Genomic DNA, 22,290 nt, shown 5'->3' with positions numbered 1-22,290 from the left:
TTATATTCGCCGTGCCTTATCTGCCTCATACTGAAAGCGTACCACATTTAACCCAGGAAAACAGGGGGGCATACAGATGGTGTTGAAGAAAGCGAAAGTGAAAGTGAAGGGCTCGGCAATGCTCTCATTGCTGCTTCTTATGACAACTGTAACAGCTTGCACTAACAGCGATAACAGCAACGCAGTCTCCAACGCCGGCAACTCGCCAAGCGCATCGACGAGCACGGGAGAAAGCCCGGCGGCAACGCCTGGAAATTCCGTTCCGAGCGGCCCGGAGGGCAAGTACGATCCTCCGATCGAAGTGACGACGGTACGCTCCCTCAATCAGGCAGCTGAACTTGCGCCTGGTGAAACGTACGACGAGAACATTTGGACCAAAACGTTCGAAAGCGATCTCGGCATTAAGGTGAAGAATACCTGGAAAGTAAATGCTGAGCAATATCAGAACAAGATCGCAGTAACGATGGCTTCGGGCGATATGCCTGACTTTATGAATGTCGACGCTCAGCAGTTCCAGATCCTCGTACAAGCCGGCACGATCGCGGATCTGACCGATGTGTACGCGAAGTACGCTTCCGATCTGACGAAGAGTTCGTTCGAAGGAAGCAACAGCCTGCGTCTCAAAGCGGCGACGGTGGACGGCAAAATCATGGGGATTCCGGCAGACGGTGGAGAAGCCGCCGATACCCAGCTCATCTATATTCGCAAAGACTGGCTTAATAATCTGGGGCTTCAGCCGCCGAAGACGATGGACGATGTCATCAATATCGCCATGGCATTCACGAAGAACGATCCTGACAAGAACGGCAAGAACGATACGTACGGATTAAGCCTCGACAACAACTTGTTCAACGGCTGGTCCGGTCTTGACGGCTTCTTCAACGGTTACCACGCATATCCGTTTAATCCGACCAAGGGTACGGGCACGAGTCTGAACTTCATCAAAGGCGCGGACGGCAAGGTGCAGTGGGCCGACGTTCAACCGGAAGTGAAGACCGCTCTCGGCAAGCTGGCCGACTTGTTCAAGCAAGGCGCGATCTATCCGGAATTTAGCGTCATCGACGGCAATAAGTCAGCAGAACTCGTTACGTCCGGCAAAGTCGGAATAACGTTTGGCGCATTCTGGGTGCCGACATGGCCGATCAACAATATGTACAAGGACGTTCCGGGCGCGGATTGGGGCATCTATCCGCTCGTGTCGTCCGACGATCAGCCGGCGCTCTCGCAAAGCATGGGCGGATTGCCTTCGCACTACTTTGTCGTTAGCAAGAAGTCCAAACATCCGGAGGCTCCGTTCTTGTTGCTCAATACGTATATTGAGAAAATTTACGGACACTTCGATAAGAATTACCATACGGTTACCGTGGATGGCAAAGACTACGGTGAATTCGGACTTGCGCCGATCAACGGGGGCTTGCCGGGCAACAATCCGAGGGCGGCTGCCGCGGTTCAAGCAGCGAAGAAATCCGGCGATACGTCGGCGCTGAATGACGAACAGAAGAATTACTATGATCAAGTAGCTAAATTCGAGGCCGGCGACGCAACAATGTGGGCCGCGAACAAATTGTGGTCGGAAGGCGGCGTATTCAGCCTCCTCGGCCAATACGTAGACAACAAGCAAGTGTTCACATCGGCGTATGTGGGCAACCCGACTCCGACGATGATCGCGAAAGGTCCTTCGCTTCGCGACGAAGAAGTCAAGATGTTGACTTCAATTATTATGGGTTCCAAGCCGCTCGACTACTTTGATGAGTGGGCAGCGAATTGGCTTGCTTCCGGCGGTCAGAGTATTCTCGACGAAGTCAACGCCAGTGGCATGGTTCAATAATACGCAACAAGGGGATAGGGGCTAGCCGCTAGCCGCTATCCCCTCTTTGTAACCAGGCAGGAGGGAAATCTATTGAGCCGCAGAAACTGGAGATTGGAATTGCCGCTGCACCTTATGCTGGTGCCGGGTATTATTATCGTGCTGCTATTCAGCTACGGCCCGATGGTCGGCATCGTCATCGCCTTTGAGAACTTTATCCCGGTTAAAGGGATTTTTCACTCCAAGTGGGTCGGATTGGATCATTTCCGATATATCTATAACTTGTCCGAGACAAGGGTAGTGCTGCGGAATACGGTATTTATCGCTTTCATGAAAATTATCGGTGGACTCTTCGCGCCGCTTGTCACCGCTCTTCTCCTGAATGAGATCAGGAAGAAGTTCTATAAGCGCAGCGTCCAAACGATTATCTATATGCCGCACTTTATGTCCTGGGTCATTATGGCCGGCATCTTGATTGACGTGCTCTCTCCAACTTCCGGGATCGTCAATCAATTCATCGAGTGGCTCGGATTCGATAAAGTGTTCTTTCTCGGCGATGATAAATGGTTTCCTTACGTGCTGGCGGTGACCGACGTATTGAAGGAATTTGGTTTCGGAACGGTTGTCTATTTGGCTGCAATCACTGCCGTAAATCCGTCTTTGTACGAAGCAGCCGTCCTGGACGGTGCGAACCGCTGGAAACAAACGCTTCACGTGACGATTCCCGCGATCATTCCGATTACGATATTGCTTACGACGCTCGCGCTCGGGAACGTGCTGAATGCCGGCTTCGACCAAGTCTTCAACCTCTATAACCCGTCTGTCTATTCGACCGGCGACATTCTCGATACTTACGTCTACCGGATCGGCCTGGCCAGCGCTCAATATGGAGTGGCGACCGCCGTCGGACTGTTTAAGTCAGTGATCTCGCTCGTCCTTATTGCGTTGTCCTATTTCTTAGCTTATCGTTTCGCAAATTATCGCATTTTCTGACCAGCTGCAAGGAGGATTGTCATGGTTCAACCCTACTCATGGAGTCGCAAGCTGTTCGTTGTTTTCAACTATACCTTACTTGCCGTTTTGTCTCTTATCAGCATTCTGCCTTTATTGAACCTTTTCTCTGTCTCCTTAAGCTCGGCCGCCGCAATTGAAGCGGGCAAAGTTACGCTATGGCCGGTCGACTTCTCTTGGAAGGCTTACAAGTTCGTTGCGGAGAAGCATGAGTTCCTGGTCTCGACGGGCGTCTCCGTACAGCGGGTGTTGTTAGGCGTCAGCATAAATATGCTGCTAACGGTGCTTACGGCCTATCCGCTGTCCAAGGAAGCAGCGAGTCTGAAGTTCCGAACGGGATATGCCTGGTTCTTCGTCTTCACGATGCTGTTCTCAGGCGGATTGATTCCGTCTTATATGATCGTGCGTAATTTGCACCTGCTCGACAGTATCTGGGCGCTTGTGCTGCCGGGTGCGCTGCCTATCTTTAACGTCATTCTGATGCTCAATTTCTTCAGAGGGTTGCCGAAGGAGCTGTCGGAGTCGGCGTTCATCGACGGCGCCGGACATTGGCAGACGCTCTGGCGGATCATCATTCCGCTCTCAATGCCTTCGATTGCTACGGTAACGCTGTTCGCGATCGTTTCGCACTGGAACGAATGGTTCAATGGACTGATCTATATGGACGATCCGATCCACTATCCGCTTGCGAGCTACTTGCAGACGATTATCGTCCGCATGGATATGTCTACCATATCAGATCCTTCCATGCTGTTATTGTTGTCGCAGTTAAATGACCGATCGGTGCGCGCGGCTCAAATTTTCCTCGGCATGGTGCCGGTGCTGTGCGTATATCCGTTCCTGCAGCGGTACTTCATGAGCGGCATGACGCTCGGAAGCGTCAAGGAATAGCCCGATAAGCCGTCCTGTTCATCAGATCAGGGCGGTTTTCTAACTGAGATGGGGAGGCGAAAGAACGGTGTTATATGAACGTTACGGCTCAGCACGGCTTGAGGAGCTTGGCTTCGGCCAGGCCCCCTATGCGCCGTTTCCTAAGGAGGAAGACCGCGCAGCCTGGGGTTCGATCTCGTGTGAGAAGAGGGAGAATTGGCTTCGACTTGCGGACGGTTATGCAAATTACGGTTGGCCGGTTCTTAAAGTGTCGGACTATCGTGCCTATTGGACAAGCGGCGACCTGTCGCGCCTCAGTCTCGCCTATTTCGAACGGAGAAGCGTGCTTGGCATTCTCGTGATCGCCGAATGCATGGAAGGTGAAGGCAAGTACCTTGATCAAATCATGAACGGGATCTTCGCCATCTGCGAGGAGACGACCTGGGTGTTCCCGGGCCATCGCAGCCACTGGAAGGAATTCGATAAGCAAGAGAGCCTCCCTAGTCGTACAGAATACGGAGTCGAGCTGTCATCCGTGGAAACGGCTCGGATGCTGCTGTGGACCCGCTATTTGCTAGGAAGCAAATTTGACGCAATCAGCTCGCGAATCAACGAACGCATCGTTTCGGAGACGAAGGATCGGATGCTGAAGCCTTACCTCGAGCACGACGATTACTGGTGGCAAGGCTTCACCCCGGGCGAGCGGGTCAACAACTGGAATCCATGGTGTAATGGCCCGGTGCTTGCGGGATTTCTGCTTATCGAGGAGGACCCGGACGTCAGAAGAGCGGGAATTGCCAAGGTGCTCAGAAGCCTCGATGCTTTCATCGCCACTTATCCGGCCGACGGCTGCTGTGACGAAGGACCGTCTTATTGGAGCGCGGCGGCGGGAGGTTTGTATGAATGTCTGGAGATGCTGTGGCTGGTGTCACAAGGACGTTTCGACATTTTCGGGGAGCAGATCATTAAGGATATTGGCGCTTATATGCCCAAAGTTCATATTCATGGCGAATATTATGTCGCCTTCGCCGATTGCGATGTAAAGGCGAGTCCGGGAGGCGGGGGCGTGTATCGCTACGGCCTCAGCGCGGGGGATGATTCGCTCGTCCGTCTTGGCGCCAGCCTGCCGCCAAGCGGCGATCCAAGCACGCGAATTTGGTTTAACTTGTATGGCTATACGCGGGATTTGTTCGTCGAGAAAGAGCGGCTCGCGCAGAGAGCCAATGCTCCCTATCTGCGCGATGCCTGGTTCAACATTACCGAAGTGATGACCGCAAGGCAGCGGGAAGGCACCGAGCAAGGCTTGTACGTCGCGGCCAAAGGCGGCAATAACGGGGAAGCCCACAATCATAACGACGTCGGCAGCTTCCTCGTCTTCGCCGACGGTTATCCGCTGCTCATCGATCTTGGCACGGAGGAATATAAGGCACAGACGTTCAGTGCGCAGCGCTACGAGCTGTGGTACTTGCAATCGCAGTACCATAACCTGCCGACAGTGCGAGGGGTGCTGCAGCAGAGTGGCGGGCGGTACAAGGCGCGAAATGCGGAATACTCGCTGCAAGGCAGCTACTCCGAGCTGCGAATGGACATCGCCGAAGCGTATCCGGAAAAGGCCGGCATCGAAACCTGGGAGCGCACGGTTCGGCTGGATCGGGACGGCGTTTCGGCAGTGACGGTCAGAGACGCATTCGTTATGAAGGACGGCGCTCCGGCGGAGATTTTCCATTCGTTAATCACGCCATGCGAACCTGCGACTCATGGCGAAGACAGCGGCGAGATCCGGCTGACTTATGCGCCAGGCAAGCAGGCGGTCGTCCGCTACGACGCCGAGTTTCTTCGCGCGCGATTCGAGAAGATTGATAACAACATGGAAAGCCGCCTGCGAAGAAACTGGGGCGACCGTATGTACCGCATCGTATTGGAGGAACGTCAGCCGATCGCTGCCGGCGAGAGAATGATCGCCGTTACGCTTGATCGCGGCTGATCCGATCGCGCTTAACAGGAGGGAATCTTGATGTCGAACTTATCCGACCGATCACAAGGCGATGGTGCATCGCACGCGTCAGTTAGTCTTATGCTCGCCCCGGAATACGCCCCTTTTATTGGTTCGATTGAATATGGTGAGCTCGGGGGAGAACTTCCCCGGACGTCCATCGTCTATATAGAGCCGGGGCGGGCGAAGATCCGCCTGAGCTTCCGTCTGACCGAGGATATCCGGCAGGACGATTGGCGCGTGACGATCCGCCCGGCGTTCGCGCCGACGTTTCATTGGTCGCCGCATCTGACGCCGACGGGTGATCACGTTGTTGATCAGCATTCGTTCCGATCACCGGCGTTGATCGCGGGCGACCGCGAACGGCTGCTGACGATCGTCCCTGACCCGGACGCGATGCTGGCGATGCCGGAGATTTTGGCGTCCGGCGCCGCCGAGTCGCCGCGCTGGTACATGGATCTGGATGCTCCCCGCAATGAGCTGACGCTTGGTCTGTCCGCCACCGCCGTGCGGGAGCATGTGCTGTACGTTCGGCGGCCGGGCGCCGTATTCCCGGCGGGCGAGCTCGAATTCGGCTTCTATGTGAATGTGTCGACAGAAGCCGATGATCTCGCGAACCCGTGGCGACAAGCGCTGGCGTTCCTATGGGAAGGCTGGGGCGGCAAATTGTATCGCTCCGGCGAACCGCTGCGAGGCTCTCTCGAGCCGTACGCCAAATACGCGTATGAGTGGGCATTCCGCGGTTGGCAAGACGCCATTTGGCAAAGCATCGACCTCGGCGATCGCAAAGTAGGAGCGCCGGTCTTCATCGTTAACGTAACGCAAAGTCCGAACTATCCGGGGGAGGCAAGCGAACGGGAGCTCCGCTCCGTCTGGAACCAGGCATGGTTCAGCTCGCTGCGCTCGGCGCAAGGGCTATTCCGCTTCGGCCAACGTACTGGCAACAAGGACTACGTCGAGCGCGCGCGGCAAACGAAGGAGCTGGCGCTGGCCGCTCCGCAGAATGGCGGCTTCTTCCCATCGGTCCTCGCCGCAGAGATGGAGTTTGTGGAAGAGAACGGCCGGAAGATCAATCGTTCAAAAGGCTGGCATACCTATTACTGGGGAAACTCGAATCGCAATCCGTTTACCGGCGTCGTCAAGGACGCGCCTCTGCACGTGCTCGATATGAGCTGGACCGCCCTGCAGATGCTTCGCTGGCATGAAGAGCTGGAGCCTGACGGACGATTGCTCGAATACGCTGTCCGGTACGGCGACGCGCTGCTGCGACTGCAGGACGAGCGCGGCTTCTTCCCTGGCTGGATCGACGAGAAGACGCACGAGCCTTACGATGTGCTAGGTGACAGCCCCGAGACGTCGATGTCCGTTACATTCCTGCTTAATTTATATCGAATGACAGGCAATGAATCGTATCGCGCTGCTGCGCTGCAGGCGATGGACGCTGTCGCTCGGCATGTGGTGCCCGTCGGGCGCTGGGAGGATTTCGAAACCTATTATTCCTGCAGCCCGTTCGGACGTGACGAATGGATCGGCTGTAAGGTTGAGCGAAACAACATGCATAAGCAGTGCAACTTCTCGATGTTCTGGACGGCGGAGGCGCTGCTGGGCAGCTACGGAACGAGCGGCGATCCCTCGTATTTGCAACTCGGCCGTCGCTGCCTTGACGAGCTGCTGATGACGCAGGCTTCGTGGCAGCCGCCCTATATTTTCGTTCCAGCGGTCGGCGGCTTCGGGGTCATGAATACAGACGGGGAATGGAACGACGCTCGCCAAAGCCTGTTCGCCGAGACGATCATTCGCTACGGTCTGGAGTTGGGAGTCGAAGAGTATGTAGAGCGGGGAATCGCGGCACTCCGCGTCTCGTTCGCGTTGATGTACTGTCCGGAGAATCCGGTGGCGAAGTCGCGCTGGGAGCACGCATGGCCTTTTTTCGGAGAAGCGGACTACGGATTCATGATGGAAAATTACGGCCACGGAGGCCGGACGAGCGCCGCCGACGATTACATGGGCGAATTCACGATTTATGATTGGGGGAACGGCGCCGCGGCGGAAAGCTTTATGAGGCTTGTCGCCCATTACGGAGAGGCGTTCCTGGACCGAGTCGGAGTCGAGCGCGGCTAGCGCAGGGCACCTTGCTGACAGACACAATAACGGGGTAAAGGGAGAGCGGTATAGGATGAGCCTACTTAACGATATTTACAAGATCAAGGATGACATTCGCACCAAACGGGTATCGAGCTATGACCGTACGGGGGGCAACCAGGATTACGTAACGATTCCTGCGGGCGAGATGGCCGTGCTGGCGGACATTCCCGGCGCGGGCATCATCAAGCATATTTGGATTACGGTCAACACGCTTGACAAGATGATTCGCCGCAATGCCGTACTGCGCATGTATTGGGACGGAGAAACCGAGCCGAGCGTAGAGGCGCCTCTCGGCGACTTCTTCGGCCAAGGCTGGGGCGAAGAGTACAATTTCATCTCTCTGCCGCTGGCGGCGGCACCTGCCAAGGGAAAAGCGCTGAACTGCTATTTCCCGATGCCTTACGGCAGCGGCGCGCGGATTACGCTGCAGAACGAGTCCGACGAACCGATCCGGTCGTTCTATTACTACATTGACTATGAGGAGCACCGCGAGATGCCGGCTTCGATGGGCCGTTTCCACGCTTGGTGGAACCGCGAGCTGACGGAGGTGCATCCGGAAGCCGGGGAGACGGAATGGAGCATCGTCGCGCCGGAAGGCAAAAACCCGAGCGACGCGAGCAATTATTTGTTCGCCGATATCGAAGGCAAAGGCCATTTCGTCGGGGTCAACTATTTCGTGGAAAATCCTGGTCCGATGTGGTACGGCGAAGGCGATGACATGTGGCTCGTCGACGGCGAAGACTGGCCGGGCTCGCTGCACGGTACGGGGACGGAAGATTTCTTCAACAGCTCCTGGTGCCCGAACGAAGTTTATTTGCATCCGTATTTCGGCTATGCCCGCGTGCCGGATAAGCTGGGCTGGATGGGCAGGACGCACTGTTACCGGTTCATGCTGGAGGAGCCGGTCTACTTCGACAAGTCGCTGCGCGCGAGCATCGAGCACGGACACGACAACAACCTGACGCTCGATTTGAGCACAGTTTCGTACTGGTACCAGGTGGAGCCGCATAAACCTTTCCCGCCGTTCCCGGCAAAGGATAAGCGCCAGAATATGCCGGAAATTACGATACCGGACGTTCATCTATGGCGCCACGAATGGCGGCAATCGCTAGGGGGCGGCACGCGTCTGTGGGGCAATGAACGAAAGGAGAAGCCGTCGGATGATACAAAATAGGATGGTACCGGAAATCGGAGCGCATGGAGAGAATGCGCTGTACGCGATGCCCGAAGGGGTGGAGACGCGCTGGGCATGCCCCGAGAACCGGACGGGTTCCAAAGGTTCCGCAGCCCGCGCCGGAGGCGGTCGTAAAGGCTCGCCATTCCTGCCGATCGCTCCCGGGGAGACAGTCGTGCTGGCCGAGGAGCAAGCGGTCAGCGGTATCGTCCGGCGCATCTGGATCACGCTAAACGACAGAAGCCAGCATCCAATCTGCCTGAGCTCACGGACGTGAGGTCGAGAATCGCCGGATTGGATGCGCGGTGACAACGGACGAACAACGGACGAGTGAAAATAGTTATTTTATTATGCGGCGATCGAGTTTCGGTATTCAACCGAAGAACGGTCGCCGAGTTTTTTAGGAGGATCGTTCGTGCTTGTCAGTGCGATTTCCGGCTATATTTCCGTAAAGCTATAAAAAGTAAACGAAAGGCAATGAAATGCAATATATACCATCAATAGAATGTGTTACTTTATACGCACCGGGCCAGTCATCATTTTCACAGGAAGGAAGGGTGTTTTCAAGTTCGCTGCGTATGTTCCCGCTTATCCCGGAATCGTTAGCCCGGTCTGTTTCCGCGGTGTCACCAAAAAAGGCGTTTTGTAGGGCACACCTGGATTCACTATTTTATAAGGAGGGAAAATGATGAAACGAAGGCTATTGGCAGTTATGATTACTGTAATTATGATATTGTCGACAAGCATCCCGGTCCAGGCTTTTGCGGGCACTGCGGCGGGGATCGACGTGTCCCTGAATGCGGATAAAACATCCGTAGAACCGGGAGAGACGGTAACTTATACGGTTACCGCATCCAATAATGGCAGCAAGGGTACATACAACAATATCAGCATAGTTGCGGGAGAGAACACCTGGGCTATCAAACAGATCAAAAAAGGCAATTCGCAAACCTTTACCTTTAAAACCGCCTATAATGAGCCGGGAGAATACACGCTTATAAGCAAAGCGCAGGACAAAAAAGGCGACCTGATCTCCCAGTCCGGCAAGCTGACCGTTAAAGTGACGAACGCTGTCGAAGGCGATACCGACGACGGATGGGTCACCATAGGCGACAAAGAGGTTGTCGACGTGGATAGATCCTGGCTGGGCACGAAAGGCGAGGATACGACCCCTGGCAATCCGTATCTGCTGTTCAGCGGATATGAGACCTATAAGGACTTCACGACGTTCGATCAGATCAGCGCAGCGAGTCCGTCCGGCTACTGGCCTATCCTAAGCCAAGAGGACAAGTTAATCCCGAACGGCAATACCGACAAGGTATGGAGATCGGGGGCCGGAGGGGCATGGGACACGAACAGAGTCCTCGAGATTGATCTTAAACAGCGACATGAGCTTGAGGAAATATGGTTCTTTGACGGCGGAGCATACCGCCCCTCGGCATATTGGAACTTTACGGATCCGGATAACCCTGTTCCCGACGTTCCGAACGATCCTGAAGGCGTGGGCAGCAAATGGGAGGTCATTGGCGGGTCTATCAATGTGTACGGCTATCTGGAAGACGAGGAGAAGTATGAGCTGCTGTTCTCCTATGATATGAACAACGATGATAGCTGGGTGCAGGTAGACCTTAGGAATCTCAGCGATTTAGCCAACCATACCAGCCTCACCTACGATGAGATCAAGAGAGTCTCGAAAATCAAAATCGAAAAGGTGAGCGAGGATAAATACAACTGGTGGGAAGGCGCTGACGTATACAGAAACTTCGATACCGACGTAAACCTTTCTAGCTTTGTCATGGTCGGCAAGCCCATCACCCGCAGCAAGGTGGCGGCGGTGCAGAGGTCTTGGCTGGGCAACGACGGCAAGGCTGAGGGCGACGGATCGCCTTATCTGCTGTTTGACGGATACGAGCAATACAAGGACTTCACGTCTTTTGAGCAGATCAGCGCCGCAGCGCCGAACGGTTATTCACCCAAACTCAGCGCTGAAGTGAAAGCGCTTCCGACTAATGACAGCGTATGGAGAACAGGCGAGGGCGGCAGCAGTACGCTAGAGATCGCACTCAATCAGAAGCATACGCTTCAGGAGATCTGGTTCTTTGACGGCGCAGAGTATGGTGCCACATCAGACGCCATAGCGAACCAGACCAGTGAGTGGCAGGTCGCAGGCGGTTCTATCAAGGTGTCCGCTTATGTGGATGGCCATTATGAGGAGCTGTTCACCTACGCCATGAACAACGACGACAGTTGGGTGCGAATGGACCTCACCAGCCCCGCCAGCTTCGGAGGCGGCTACAACTACGATCAGATTAAGAACGCCACGAAAATTAAAATCGAAAAGCTGAGCGGCGGTACGTACAAATATGTTAATTTCGCGGATGATATCATTACAGTTGACCGCGACGTCAACTTATCCGAGTTTGTTATTCTCGGCCTTCCGCTGGAACCGCTGATCGCGGATACCGGCAAAAGGGACATCGTACCTCTTGACTGGGACAAAGAACCTCAGACTGTACCCGAATCGGATACGGACTTCGGTACGTTTGTCGGCACCAACAGCTTCTTTAATGATCCTGACCTTAATGGCAGCGTCGTCCCGGTCAGCGGAACGACGAGAGAATACCACACTTGGTCCTGGACGGAATATATGGTCGGAAACGACTTGGACGCCGGCGATAACGATCCGCGTATGATCGACGATCCAGATAGGCCACTGGTAGCGTTCGTCAACACCTGGGGCGCATTTGACGCTTACTACAGGAACATGAAAGCCGCCGGTGCAGAGGTATATCTGGATGTGCAGAATCTGCATGTCGGAGACGCCGAAAGAACGGATCCCGCGTACAGCATTCCCAATTACCAGGGTGATGGGGACAGAGAAAACCCCGATTCCTATCTGGGCCATGCCATGAGCCTATGGCAGCACGTAGCTAGATATGGAAGCGCCAAGAGCACCGAGGAGGGCGGTACCATCGATCCCGATCTGGTGCACGTTGCCCCAGGCACCTCCAAAGAAATCGGGTTGAACCTGATCGAGACTTATGAGAACGGCAACGAATTGAACCTCAAGGGAGTGAACGGCTATGAGTTCGCGGCCATGACCAGCGCGGACTACGACGGCCATATGAACTCGATGAAGTCGTGGATACACGATACGGATATCGATGTTAACTCCCGGAGCGGGAATTACATCTACACCGAGAAAGCCACCGGCAAGCCTTATTCCGGCGTGGGCATCAAGAACGCCGACCCAAATGCCAAGCTGTCCATAGCTGGCGTAGGCGGTCTCGACCTCAAATTCCTGGAAGAGATGACAGAGTGGTTCTTGACCTACAGAACCGAGGACGATTACCTGGATATCAACTATGTCTCCGAGGGCGGTTCGTACTATAGGAAGCATGATACCGAGAAGATGAAGCCCTACACCAGAGAGGAAGCCTTATTGGGAGAGGAAAATCCCGAGGAACAGCAAAACTTCTTGTACAGGTTCGAGCAGTTCCCGGTAGACGTACTGAATGTGCATCACTACACCCCCGACTCCAAAGACGTGGCGAACGGTAGGTCAATCGGCGGCGTGGCGCCCGAGGAAGACCAGTGGACTAAGCAGACGTGGAACCAGGACGTTCCCCTTGAGTACGGCATGAAGTGGGTCATGAATCTTCGCGCGTTGTATTATCCGGGCGCCGAGGTGTGGATTTCCGAGCTGGGCTGGGACAGCGCCCAAGGCACGGCTACCACCGCCAAAGCGAATCAGGATTATTATCCCGGCGTCAACGCGGAGCTCAAATTAAATCCGGATCTTTATCCGAGCTTCCCTGGAAAGGACAATCCGGCAACCTTGCAAAACGTAATCGGCGGTTTTGAAATTCAAGGCCGCTGGATCGTCAGGGAATTTCTGCTCCTGGCGTCCTGGGGCGTGGATCGTGCCCAGCAGTTCATGCTGCGCGGCTCAGGAACGGGTACCGCCGGCAAATTCAATACCAGCGGGTATTTGGACACTCAAGAAGTGTTAGGCGAGGGTCCAAACGCTAAGAAACCTTCATGGTATTATGTCACGGCTATGCGAAACTGGCTGGGCGATATGCGCTTCGAGAAGGAAGTGGAGACTCCCGCCTATACCAAAAAAGTAGAAGCATGGGACACATCGGGCAATGCTTTTACCAATAACAATACCACCCCCGAAAGCGCACTGAATGTCCTTCAGTTCGGCTTCGAGGACGCGAACGCCGGAAAAGACGAGCAAGACAAAAATAACGGCAAGGGCTACGCGCTCTGGCTGGGAACCTCCAAGGGCGATGTTGACGGCAATTATGTGGACTACGAGCTTGATCTTTCCGATATCCCTCAAGCGGATATCGAGGACGTAACGCTGGTTGAGCTGGTTGACAAGAGCGATACCGGTTCCACCACCTCTGTAAAGTCTCAACTAATTGACGGAAAGGTGACCGTTAGAGTTACTGAAAAGCCGGTGTTCGTCATGGTGAAGGCTTCTACACCGGAGCCGGTGACGCACAATATTACGATCGGCCAGCTGGAGAACGGAAACGTCACAGCTGATAAAGCTCAGGCGAAAGAGGGCGAGCTGGTCACCCTCACTGTTTCTCCGAACCCCGAATACAAAATGCAGAGTGGCTCGCTCAAAGTAAACGGCAGCGCCGCAGGACTGTCCAGTCTCGGCGATAACAAGTACCTGTTTACCATGCCTGGCGAGGACGTCACCGTGACGGCTTCGTTCGCCGAAATAGAGCCGGGCGACGGATACGCTGTCCTGTACGACGAGAACTTCGACGACAGTAACAGTGTCGGCGGAGGAGCATGGGCTGGCGACAGAGCAGCGATTGTTGACCGTCCAGAGGGTGACGAGGGTGATAAGGCGGTAGAAATTACGCAGGGCGCCGGGAATAACCTGTATCAACTCCCCGGGATCAGCTTTGACCCGGGCATCGACTATACCCTTGAATATGACTTTAAGGGTGACAGCGGCATCGACGGAACAAGTTTTTATTTGAACGACAGCCAAAGGCTGTTCGACGGTGACGCTCCGGTGGACGGCATGATGAATGTGCGTTCGGCCAGCACTTGGAGCGCGAAGACTTATAGCCAAAACCAGTGGCACCATTTCAAATTGCAATTCAGGCATGACGGCGTGAAATGGTCGTTTACACTCTACATCGACAACGTGCTTATGGCTAACGGCCCTGTCGCTAACGCCATTGTTACCGGGAACCAGACGGTAAAACTGAAAAACGGCTACCTTAGCGATGATGGCGGCAAAGCGTACTATGACAACTTTTTCCTTTATAAGGGTCAGCAGGAGGGCGTGACGACGCCGCACAGCTTCACGGTGCCCGGCGAGATCACCGGAGGATCGGTCACCGCGGACAAGGCAACTGCTGCCGAAGGCGAAACGCTCACCATGACCATCACCCCGGACGACGGCTATTTGCTGTCCTGGCTCAAGATCAACGGTGTGGAGCAGACGCTAGCCAGCGGCAGCCACGTATACCTCATGCCGAGCGAGGACGTCATCGTAACGGCAGAGTTCGGGGAGCTTGAGGTTCATTACGCGGTCCTATATGAAGAAAACTACGACTCGCTAAACGCTCCGAGTGAGGTTGTTGGATGGGCAGGCACCGGCAGCGTAATTGTCACCGCTCCAGGCGGAGTGGGCGGCAAGGCGCTTGGGATTACTCAAACTGACGGCAATAGCTTATATCAATTCCCCGCGATCGCGTTTGAGCCTGGGATCGACTACACCTTGGAATATGACTATATGGGCAGTGGCACGAGTACCGGAAACGCTCTTTATCTCGGGTGGGGCGAGAGATTTTATGACAGCGACGGCGGCAGCGATGCGAGCAAGCTGAATCTGCGCATGTGGCAGAGCTGGGTCGCGAAGTCGTATACGAAAGATGAGTGGCATCATTTCAAAGCGGAGCTCAAGCACAACGGCGTGAAGTGGAGCGTAAGACTCTACCTGGATAGCGTGCTCGTAGACGAAAACGATGTAAACGGCGCGGTTTCTCTGGGCCAGCAACTGATGTTGAAGGTCGGCGGAGCCGGCGGTAATAACTACTTCGACAACGTCGAGCTCTACCAAGGAGAAAAGCCGGAGACCCAGTACAATGTTCTGCTTGAGGAAAATTTCGACTCGCGCAGTGATTTGAACGAGGTTATCGGATGGGCAGGCACCGGCAGCGCGATTGTCTCCGCTCCGGGCGAAGTAGGCGGGAAGGCGCTTGAGATCACTCAGACTGACGCCAATAGTATGTATCAGCTCCCCGCGATTAAGCTTGAGTCGAACGTCGGCTACATCCTGGAGTATGACTTTATGGGCAGCGGCGTAACTACCGGAAACGCTCTCTATCTCGGGTGGAGTGCGAGATTCTTTGACAGCGACGGCCCGGCGCAGGGCAGTGATTTGAATCTGCGTTCGTGGAACACTTGGGGCAATGCGTATTATACCAAAGATGCGTGGCATCATTTCAAAGTGGAGTTTACTCACAACGGCACGAGATGGAACTTTACACTCTATCTGGACAACGTCTCTGTGGCAACAGGACCTTGCGACGCGAATGTTACGGGAAGTGTACAGCTGATGTTAAAGCTCGGCGCGACTGCAACTGGAGGCAAAGGGTACTTTGACAACATCGTCCTATACCAAGAAGAAGTGTAGACCATCAGCGCGACCGGCCCAAGATCGATGAAATAGAATAGGATTTCAGGTAGATTAGTATACCTGGAATCCTTTTTTATTGTAAGAGAAGATAGAGTGGTACTAATTGAGAAGTAGAATAATGATCTTATAAAAAAAGATGACCCCTGTTCCATACAGGAATCACCTTTTGTCTGTTGCAGCTGCACACTTCGTTTACCCCACAACGCCTTCCCGCTTGCGGAAGAACGATTTCAAGGCGTTATATACTTCGCCTTTCTCGCGAATGACGTAGTACATGAAATGGTTCATATTAATATGCTTATATGCGGACATGAGGGTACTGGAGCGGTTGTACTGGTTTACTTCGCCGTAGCCGAACAGGTTAGAGCGCTTGAGCAGCTCGCCGATCAGCTTGACGCAGCGTTCGTTGTCGCTGGTCAGGTTGTCGCCATCGGAAAAGTGGAATGGGTAGATGTTATACATACTTGGCGAGAACCGACTGTCGATAATCTCGAGCGCCTTGATGTAGGCGGATGAGCAGATCGTGCCGCCGCTTTCGCCACGGGTGAAGAATTCTTCCTCGGTGACTTCCTTCGCTTCGGTATGATGGGCGATGAATACGATTTCGACCTTTTCGTATTGATGCCGCAGGAAGCGGGTCATCCAGAAGAAGAAGGAGCGGGCTACATATTTCTCGAAGGAGCCCATCGATCCCGATGTATCCATCATCGCAAGGATAACGGCATTCGACTGAGGACGTACGATTTCTTCCCAAGTTTTGTAGCGCAGGTCATCCGGCGAGATACCGTGGATACCTGGCGTACCGGATGTGGCATTACGCCGCAGGTTTTCCATGATCGTCCGCTTCTTGTCGATGTTCGACATGATGCCTTTTTTTCGGATATCGTTGAACCGGATTTCCTTGGTCTCAAGCTGGTCCTTATCCTTCTGGCGAAGGAAGGGCAGCTCCAGCTCTTCGAACAGCATCGTTTCGAGCTCCGCCAAACTAATCTCTGCTTCAATAACATCCTCGCCGGGCTGATCGCCTGCACCCTCGCCTTTCCCAGGACCTTTGGCCGCCTGCGGATCAACGCCTAATACGTCACCAACTTGGCTGTCGCCATCTCCTTGACCTACATGTTTATTTTTATTGTAGTTATACACAAATCGGAATTCGTCAAGGCTCCGAATCGGCACTTTGATTACTTGCTTGCCGTCAGACATGACAATGCTTTCTTCGGACACGAGGTCAGGTAAGTTTTGCTTAATGGCTTCCCGGACCTTTTGTTGGTGCCTGGCTTGATCCTGGTAGCCTTTGCGATGCAGCGACCAATCCTCCTGAGATACAACAAACAGTCTTTTATCTTCTGCTGAACCCATTTCGGAGCACCTCCTTGCACAGTTTTTTTGGGTTTGTTATTCAATATATTCAAGTCCTCCCCGGATATGTGAAGCAAAAGTTGCCCGATTCTAGCAAACTTCCAAATAATCCGCCAAAATCTAACATGGACATCCTCTTTATAATGGAGAGAAATCAGCTCGCTTTATCGGTTATAATGTACTTTAAATATGTAAGTGCTATGCTTACGAAGTAAGAATTACCACATAAAGCATCTGCTTACGAAGTAAGAATTACCACATAAAGCATGTGGAAATTCTTTTAGCATGTGGCAATTCCAGGTTTATGCTTACGAAGTAAGCATTGTCACAAAAAGCGTGACAATGCCAGGTTTATGCTTACGAAGTAAGCATTGTCACAAAAAGCGTGACAATGCTTTCAGGAGGGGAACATCATGTCAAATTACTGCAAGCTGCTGATCGTTGATGATGAAGCCTTAATCCGGCAAGGCATCAAGCACTACATGAATTGGGAGCAGGAAGGCTTCCAAATCGTAGGCGAAGCTTCGAATGGTAAAGAAGCGCTTGAGCTCATCGCAGAGCTGCAGCCGCATATTGTGCTGACGGATCTTGTTATGCCAATCATGGACGGCGAAGAGCTGACCCGGCAAATTAAGCTGCAATACCCGGACATTGAGGTTATTGTCCTTAGCAGCTTTGGAGATTTCGATTACGTACGTTCTACCTTTCAAAGCGGCGTACGAGACTATATATTAAAACCCAAGCTCGACACCGGTCATTTGCTGAGTGTATTAAAGTCGGCAGCTGAGAAGATTCCATCCTTACAAGGAGATGTGCAGGTCGTTGATCAGGGGCCATCCATCGACTCCATTTTAGATAAGTTGTTATCTGGCTACGAGATTGATGATCAGCAGGCTGTAGATGAGCTTACTGACGAGTTTCCTCATAGTGCCTTCTGCCTGCTTGGCATCGACCTTCGAGGAAGGACGATGACGAAGGAGCAGGTGAATGCGATCCGGCTCACGATGCAGGAAGAACTGGACAAGCAGGCTCAATATGCCGAACAGCTGGTGTACCATGTTCTGAAGGCAGAAGCGCCGATGATTCTGCTGCTCCTCAATTTGGACTATACGATGCTGAGCCTGCTGCCCTACTGGGCGAGAACGATGGCAAGCTCGATTGATCAATTGAAGCTGGATACGGCAGTCGTAGTCAGCGAGCCTTTCTCAGCTATTACTGGACTAGAGCAAGCGTACAAGACTAATCTGCTGAAAATGATGGACTACGCTTTTTATTTTCCGGACAAGCATCTGCTATTGTTTAATGAGTTTCCTGAATCCACACAAGCAGTTGAGCCCTTTAACTTGAATAATTTCACGGAATCGTTCAAGCGGGAACGCTTTGACACCGCCTTTGACTATTTGCGTGATCATCTGGACGTGTTTAAAACCAACTACACGACGGATGTATTCGAATATAAGTCGTTCTTAAGTAATGTCATCTTTAATATCACCGTGCTGCTGGGCAATATGAACTACAGCACACAACAGCTCGAGACGAAGAAATACTACTATTTCAAAGCGATCGAAGAGTCCCGCAATGCAGGTGCTGCAGCGGAGCTGCTTAATGAATTTATCGAAGAGGCTAAGCTGTGTATCGCCGAGAAGACTGAACAATCCGGCAATGCCAATATGAAGCGTCTGCTCGATTATATTCATGAACATTACGCGGAATCGCTTAATTTAACAGAGATGGCAAAACATTTTCATTTTAACCCTTCCTACTTGTCGAGCTACTTCTCTACTCACCATAATGAAGGCTTTGTTGATTATTTGCATCGGGTGAGATTAGAGAAGGCGTCTGAACTGCTGCGCGGAGGAGAAGCCTTGATTTCGGAGATTAGCGGGATGGTAGGTTATTCGGATCATAGTTATTTCTGCAAAGTGTTTAAGAAGCATACCGGCTTATCGCCAAGCCGCTACCGGCAACAAAACATGAGATGAGTGAGTGAGAGCTGTGAGGAATGTACTAGATCGGTTCAAATATAACGGACTATTCGTCAAAATGTTCATTATTATGGTCGTCAGCATTGTGGCGGTTTCCATTACTACGACGTGGATGACGATTAATATTTCCGGGCGCGTCTTTATGGAGACGTTCAGTATTACGAATTCGAAGATAACGACACAAATTAGAAGCGGCATGGATTCGTTTAATTATTCCATCGTCCTTACCTCGAACAAAATCGCGCAAAGCGGTGTAATCAAACAGTTTCTTACCGAGGGGAGCGGCGATTCCAACTCGATGGCGTCTAGTTATTTTCAAATGGGGCAGCAAATGAATCGGATCCGCTCGAGTGTCGATGCCTACGATATTGGGATTACGGTAACCGGGGTGAATGGCCGGAGATATTCGACGGACCGTTCTTATTGGCCGGTTCCTGACGATGCGCTGGGTAACCATCCTATTACGAAGCGTGCTCTAGCTGAGCCGCGTAAGCTGATGTATTCCTACGATGATGCGGAGACATCAGGTATTCCCGGCATTGATCCTACCATAATAGCCTCCAAGGCACTCGTGGACCGAAGCGGAGTTGTTTATGGGATGATGTATTTTGCTGTGCGTGAACCTTATTTTGCTCGATTCTATGACAGCAATACGAGTCTGGGGAATGACGTCGCTATTCTCGATAAGCGGGGAACAATTGTGTCTTCTAATCGAAATGATTGGCTGGGCCAGTGTTCGCCGGAACTTCTCCATGACGCGGAGGCGATTGAGGAGAACAATCTGGATTACAAGAACGCCAATATTATGGGCAAGGATCATCTTCTCTTGTCGGAACAGATTGTTGGATTAGATTTGTACATGGTGAATGTGATTGATAAAAAAGAAGTGCTTGGCCAATTGACCGACACGAAACAGATTGCCCTTGTTGTAATGGCAATTGTTATTGTTGCGGTCATTATTGTCTTCCTCATCTCCAGAAGAATGACCAAATCGCTCACAAGACTTGTGAAGCAGATTTCAACGATCTCGAAATACGAATTTGACCGCCATGTAAAGGTGGATGGCAGTTATGAGACGAGGCAGCTTGGCCTTGCTTTCAACGCGATGATGGATGAGCTGAATGATTATGTAGGCAGGCTCGTCGAGACGCAGAAGCAGCAGCGAAATGCTGAGCTGGAAGCCCTCCAGCAGCAGATCAATCCCCATTTTATATATAATACGCTTGCTTCAGTCAAATTCATGGTGCAGCAAGGGAATAAAGAGAAGGCTGCGGAAACGATTAACGCCCTCATCTCTCTGCTTCAGAATGCCATCGGCAATGTGAGCGAAATGATTACCGTCCAGCAGGAGCTGGATAATATGAAGAACTACGTATTCATTAATCAAGTTCGTTATGGAGAGCGGATCAGGGTGAGCTATTTCATTGCGCCGGATTGCCTGGACTATCGAATTCCGAAGCTGATGATTCAGCCTTTTATCGAGAACGCGTTCTTCCATGCCTTTAATGAGAAATCAGAAGGTTATATTTACATTATGGTTGCTCAAGAGGGCTCGTCGCTTGTCTGTGAGGTTGTCGATAATGGTGATGGTATGAATATTAATGGTGGAATTCCGAAGCAGGTAAGCAAGCGTCAGTTGTTCAGCGGAATTGGTGTCCGCAATGTAAACGATCGTATTAAATTGTTATTTGGGGAAGAATACGGCGTAACGATTACAAGTGAAATTCGGGAAGGTACTCGTGTAAAAATCAGGATTCCATTATTAAAACCTAATAATGGTCCTAATTTCTAAAGATTGTCCTAGTACGAATAGACCACTTCTGGGCAACTCATAATAATATGACAATTCGTTGTAAAGATCGTTCTAACGAGGGGAATAGGGGTAGTGCTATCATTAAACTCGTAAGACAGAAAACGCTTACAACAAACATACAGATACGGAGGTCTTGAAGTGAAAAAACTTATCACAGTTCTTGCTCTTGGCGCAGTAACCGCAGCATCTTTGTCGGCTTGTGGTTCCAACTCGGACAACAATACGAACGACACTGCAAACAGCGGTGGAGACAAAGCAAGCAAAATTACCGTTTGGGCATGGGATCCTAACTTTAACATTAAAGCAATGAACCTTGCGAAAGACGCTTATGCGACTACTAACCCTGACTTAACGGTTGATGTTGTAGAAAACGCTCAGAACGATATCGTTCAAAAGCTGAATACAGGCATGAGCTCCGGTACGACTAAAGGTCTGCCGAACATCGTACTTATCGAAGACTACCGTGCACAAAGCTTCCTGCAAGCTTACCCAGATATGTTCTATGATCTGAGCAGCGTAATTAAATCAACTGACTTTGCTGATTACAAGCTTGGACCTACAAGCGTTGACGGCAAATACTACGGCGTTCCGTTCGACTCCGGTGTTACAGGTCTGTATGTAAGAACGGACTATCTGGAGAAAGCTGGTTACACAATGGATGATCTTCAAGACATCACTTGGGATCAATACATCGAGATTGGCAAGAAGGTAAAAGAAGCTACAGGTAAAGATTGGATCTCCCTTGATCCTAACGACCTTGGTATTATCCGTATGATGATTCAATCCGCTGGCTCGTGGTACATGAATGAAGACGGCAAAACGCCTAACATTGCAAACAACGCAGCTATGAAAGAAGCATTCGAAGTATACAAAAACATGATGGATGCTAACATCGTTAAGCCGAATTCTGACTGGAGTCAATATGTATCCTACTTCAATACAGGCGATGTGGCATCGGTTCCAACAGGTAACTGGTTCACGCCTTCCATCACAGCTGAGGCTTCGCAATCCGGCAAATGGGCAATTGCTCCAATTCCTAAGCTTGCAAAAACACCTAATTCCGTACATGCAACAAACCTTGGCGGCAGCTCGTGGTACGTTCTGAACGTTCCAGGTAAAGAAGCAGCAGCTGAGTTCCTGAAATCAACTTTGGCTTCCGATTCTGATCTATATCAAAAACTGGTTACAGACGTAGGTGCTATCGGTACGTACAAACCAGCTACATCTGGTGAAGCGTATACGGCTACTAACGAATTCTTCGGCGGCCAAAAAATCGTACAAGACTTTGCGAAATGGACCAATGAAATTCCTAGCGTGAACTACGGTATGAACACTTACGCAATCGAAGACATTCTGGTTGTTAAAATGCAGGATTACCTGAACGGCAAATCGATTGACGATGTATTGAAAGACGCTCAATCTCAAGCTGATGCACAAGTAAAATAGAGAAAAAA

The 22,290-nt window shown here is 52.0% G+C and carries 12 protein-coding genes; 11 read left to right on the top strand and 1 reads right to left on the bottom strand.

Annotation, left to right across the window (positions count from 1 at the left end; genetic code table 11):
* Positions 1-76: 76 nt before the first annotated feature.
* The 8 genes from FHS17_RS20860 (at position 77) to FHS17_RS20825 (ending at position 15,676) form a co-directional block, all read left to right on the top strand.
* On the top strand, positions 77-1,828 hold the full coding sequence (locus tag FHS17_RS20860) for an extracellular solute-binding protein (RefSeq protein ID WP_167280369.1): 1,752 nt from the start codon (positions 77-79) through the stop codon (positions 1,826-1,828).
* A 72-nt stretch (positions 1,829-1,900) separates the two neighbouring features.
* A complete protein-coding gene (locus FHS17_RS20855) occupies positions 1,901-2,800 on the top strand; it encodes an ABC transporter permease (RefSeq protein WP_243865466.1) in 900 nt (299 codons plus the stop codon).
* 21 nt (positions 2,801-2,821) lie between these two features.
* Positions 2,822-3,709: a carbohydrate ABC transporter permease gene (locus FHS17_RS20850; protein WP_167280368.1), complete on the top strand. Its 888-nt coding sequence runs from the start codon at positions 2,822-2,824 to the stop codon at positions 3,707-3,709.
* A gap of 67 nt (positions 3,710-3,776) precedes the next feature.
* The gene (locus tag FHS17_RS31150; protein WP_167280367.1) at positions 3,777-5,672 is read left to right on the top strand and encodes a heparinase II/III domain-containing protein; all 1,896 of its coding nucleotides are present in this window, start codon (positions 3,777-3,779) and stop codon (positions 5,670-5,672) included.
* A gap of 30 nt (positions 5,673-5,702) precedes the next feature.
* A complete protein-coding gene (locus tag FHS17_RS20840; protein WP_167280366.1) occupies positions 5,703-7,802 on the top strand; it encodes a glycoside hydrolase family 88 protein in 2,100 nt (699 codons plus the stop codon).
* Positions 7,803-7,857: 55 nt separating this feature from the next.
* Entirely contained in the window at positions 7,858-9,000 is a 1,143-nt protein-coding gene (locus FHS17_RS20835) for a glycoside hydrolase family 172 protein (RefSeq protein ID WP_167280365.1), read from the top strand.
* Entirely contained in the window at positions 8,987-9,277 is a 291-nt protein-coding gene (locus tag FHS17_RS20830; RefSeq protein ID WP_167280364.1) for a hypothetical protein, read from the top strand. Before FHS17_RS20835 ends, FHS17_RS20830 begins: the two co-directional genes overlap by 14 nt.
* A gap of 408 nt (positions 9,278-9,685) precedes the next feature.
* On the top strand, positions 9,686-15,676 hold the full coding sequence (locus tag FHS17_RS20825; RefSeq protein ID WP_167280363.1) for an InlB B-repeat-containing protein: 5,991 nt from the start codon (positions 9,686-9,688) through the stop codon (positions 15,674-15,676).
* A gap of 195 nt (positions 15,677-15,871) precedes the next feature.
* On the opposite strand, the gene yhbH is transcribed toward FHS17_RS20825, so the two are convergent.
* On the bottom strand, positions 15,872-17,038 hold the full coding sequence (gene yhbH / locus FHS17_RS20820; protein WP_167280362.1) for a sporulation protein YhbH: 1,167 nt from the start codon (positions 17,036-17,038) through the stop codon (positions 15,872-15,874).
* Between the two features lie 413 nt (positions 17,039-17,451).
* On the opposite strand from yhbH, the gene FHS17_RS20815 reads away from it, so the two are divergent.
* The 3 genes from FHS17_RS20815 (at position 17,452) to FHS17_RS20805 (ending at position 22,282) form a co-directional block, all read left to right on the top strand.
* Positions 17,452-19,020 carry a response regulator transcription factor gene (locus FHS17_RS20815; protein ID WP_167280361.1) on the top strand — a complete coding sequence of 523 codons (1,569 nt, stop codon included), beginning with the start codon at positions 17,452-17,454 and terminating at the stop codon, positions 19,018-19,020.
* A gap of 13 nt (positions 19,021-19,033) precedes the next feature.
* Positions 19,034-20,815 carry a histidine kinase gene (locus FHS17_RS20810; protein WP_167280360.1) on the top strand — a complete coding sequence of 594 codons (1,782 nt, stop codon included), beginning with the start codon at positions 19,034-19,036 and terminating at the stop codon, positions 20,813-20,815.
* 159 nt (positions 20,816-20,974) lie between these two features.
* The gene (locus FHS17_RS20805; RefSeq protein ID WP_167280359.1) at positions 20,975-22,282 is read left to right on the top strand and encodes an extracellular solute-binding protein; all 1,308 of its coding nucleotides are present in this window, start codon (positions 20,975-20,977) and stop codon (positions 22,280-22,282) included.
* Positions 22,283-22,290 lie beyond the last annotated feature (8 nt).

The organism is Paenibacillus lupini (genome assembly GCF_011761355.1).
In the GTDB taxonomy this organism is placed as follows: Bacteria; Bacillota; Bacilli; order Paenibacillales; family Paenibacillaceae; genus Pristimantibacillus; species Pristimantibacillus lupini.
The sequence above is the reverse complement of the archived record's forward strand: the minus strand, read 5'-3'. Positions and strand labels throughout refer to the sequence as shown.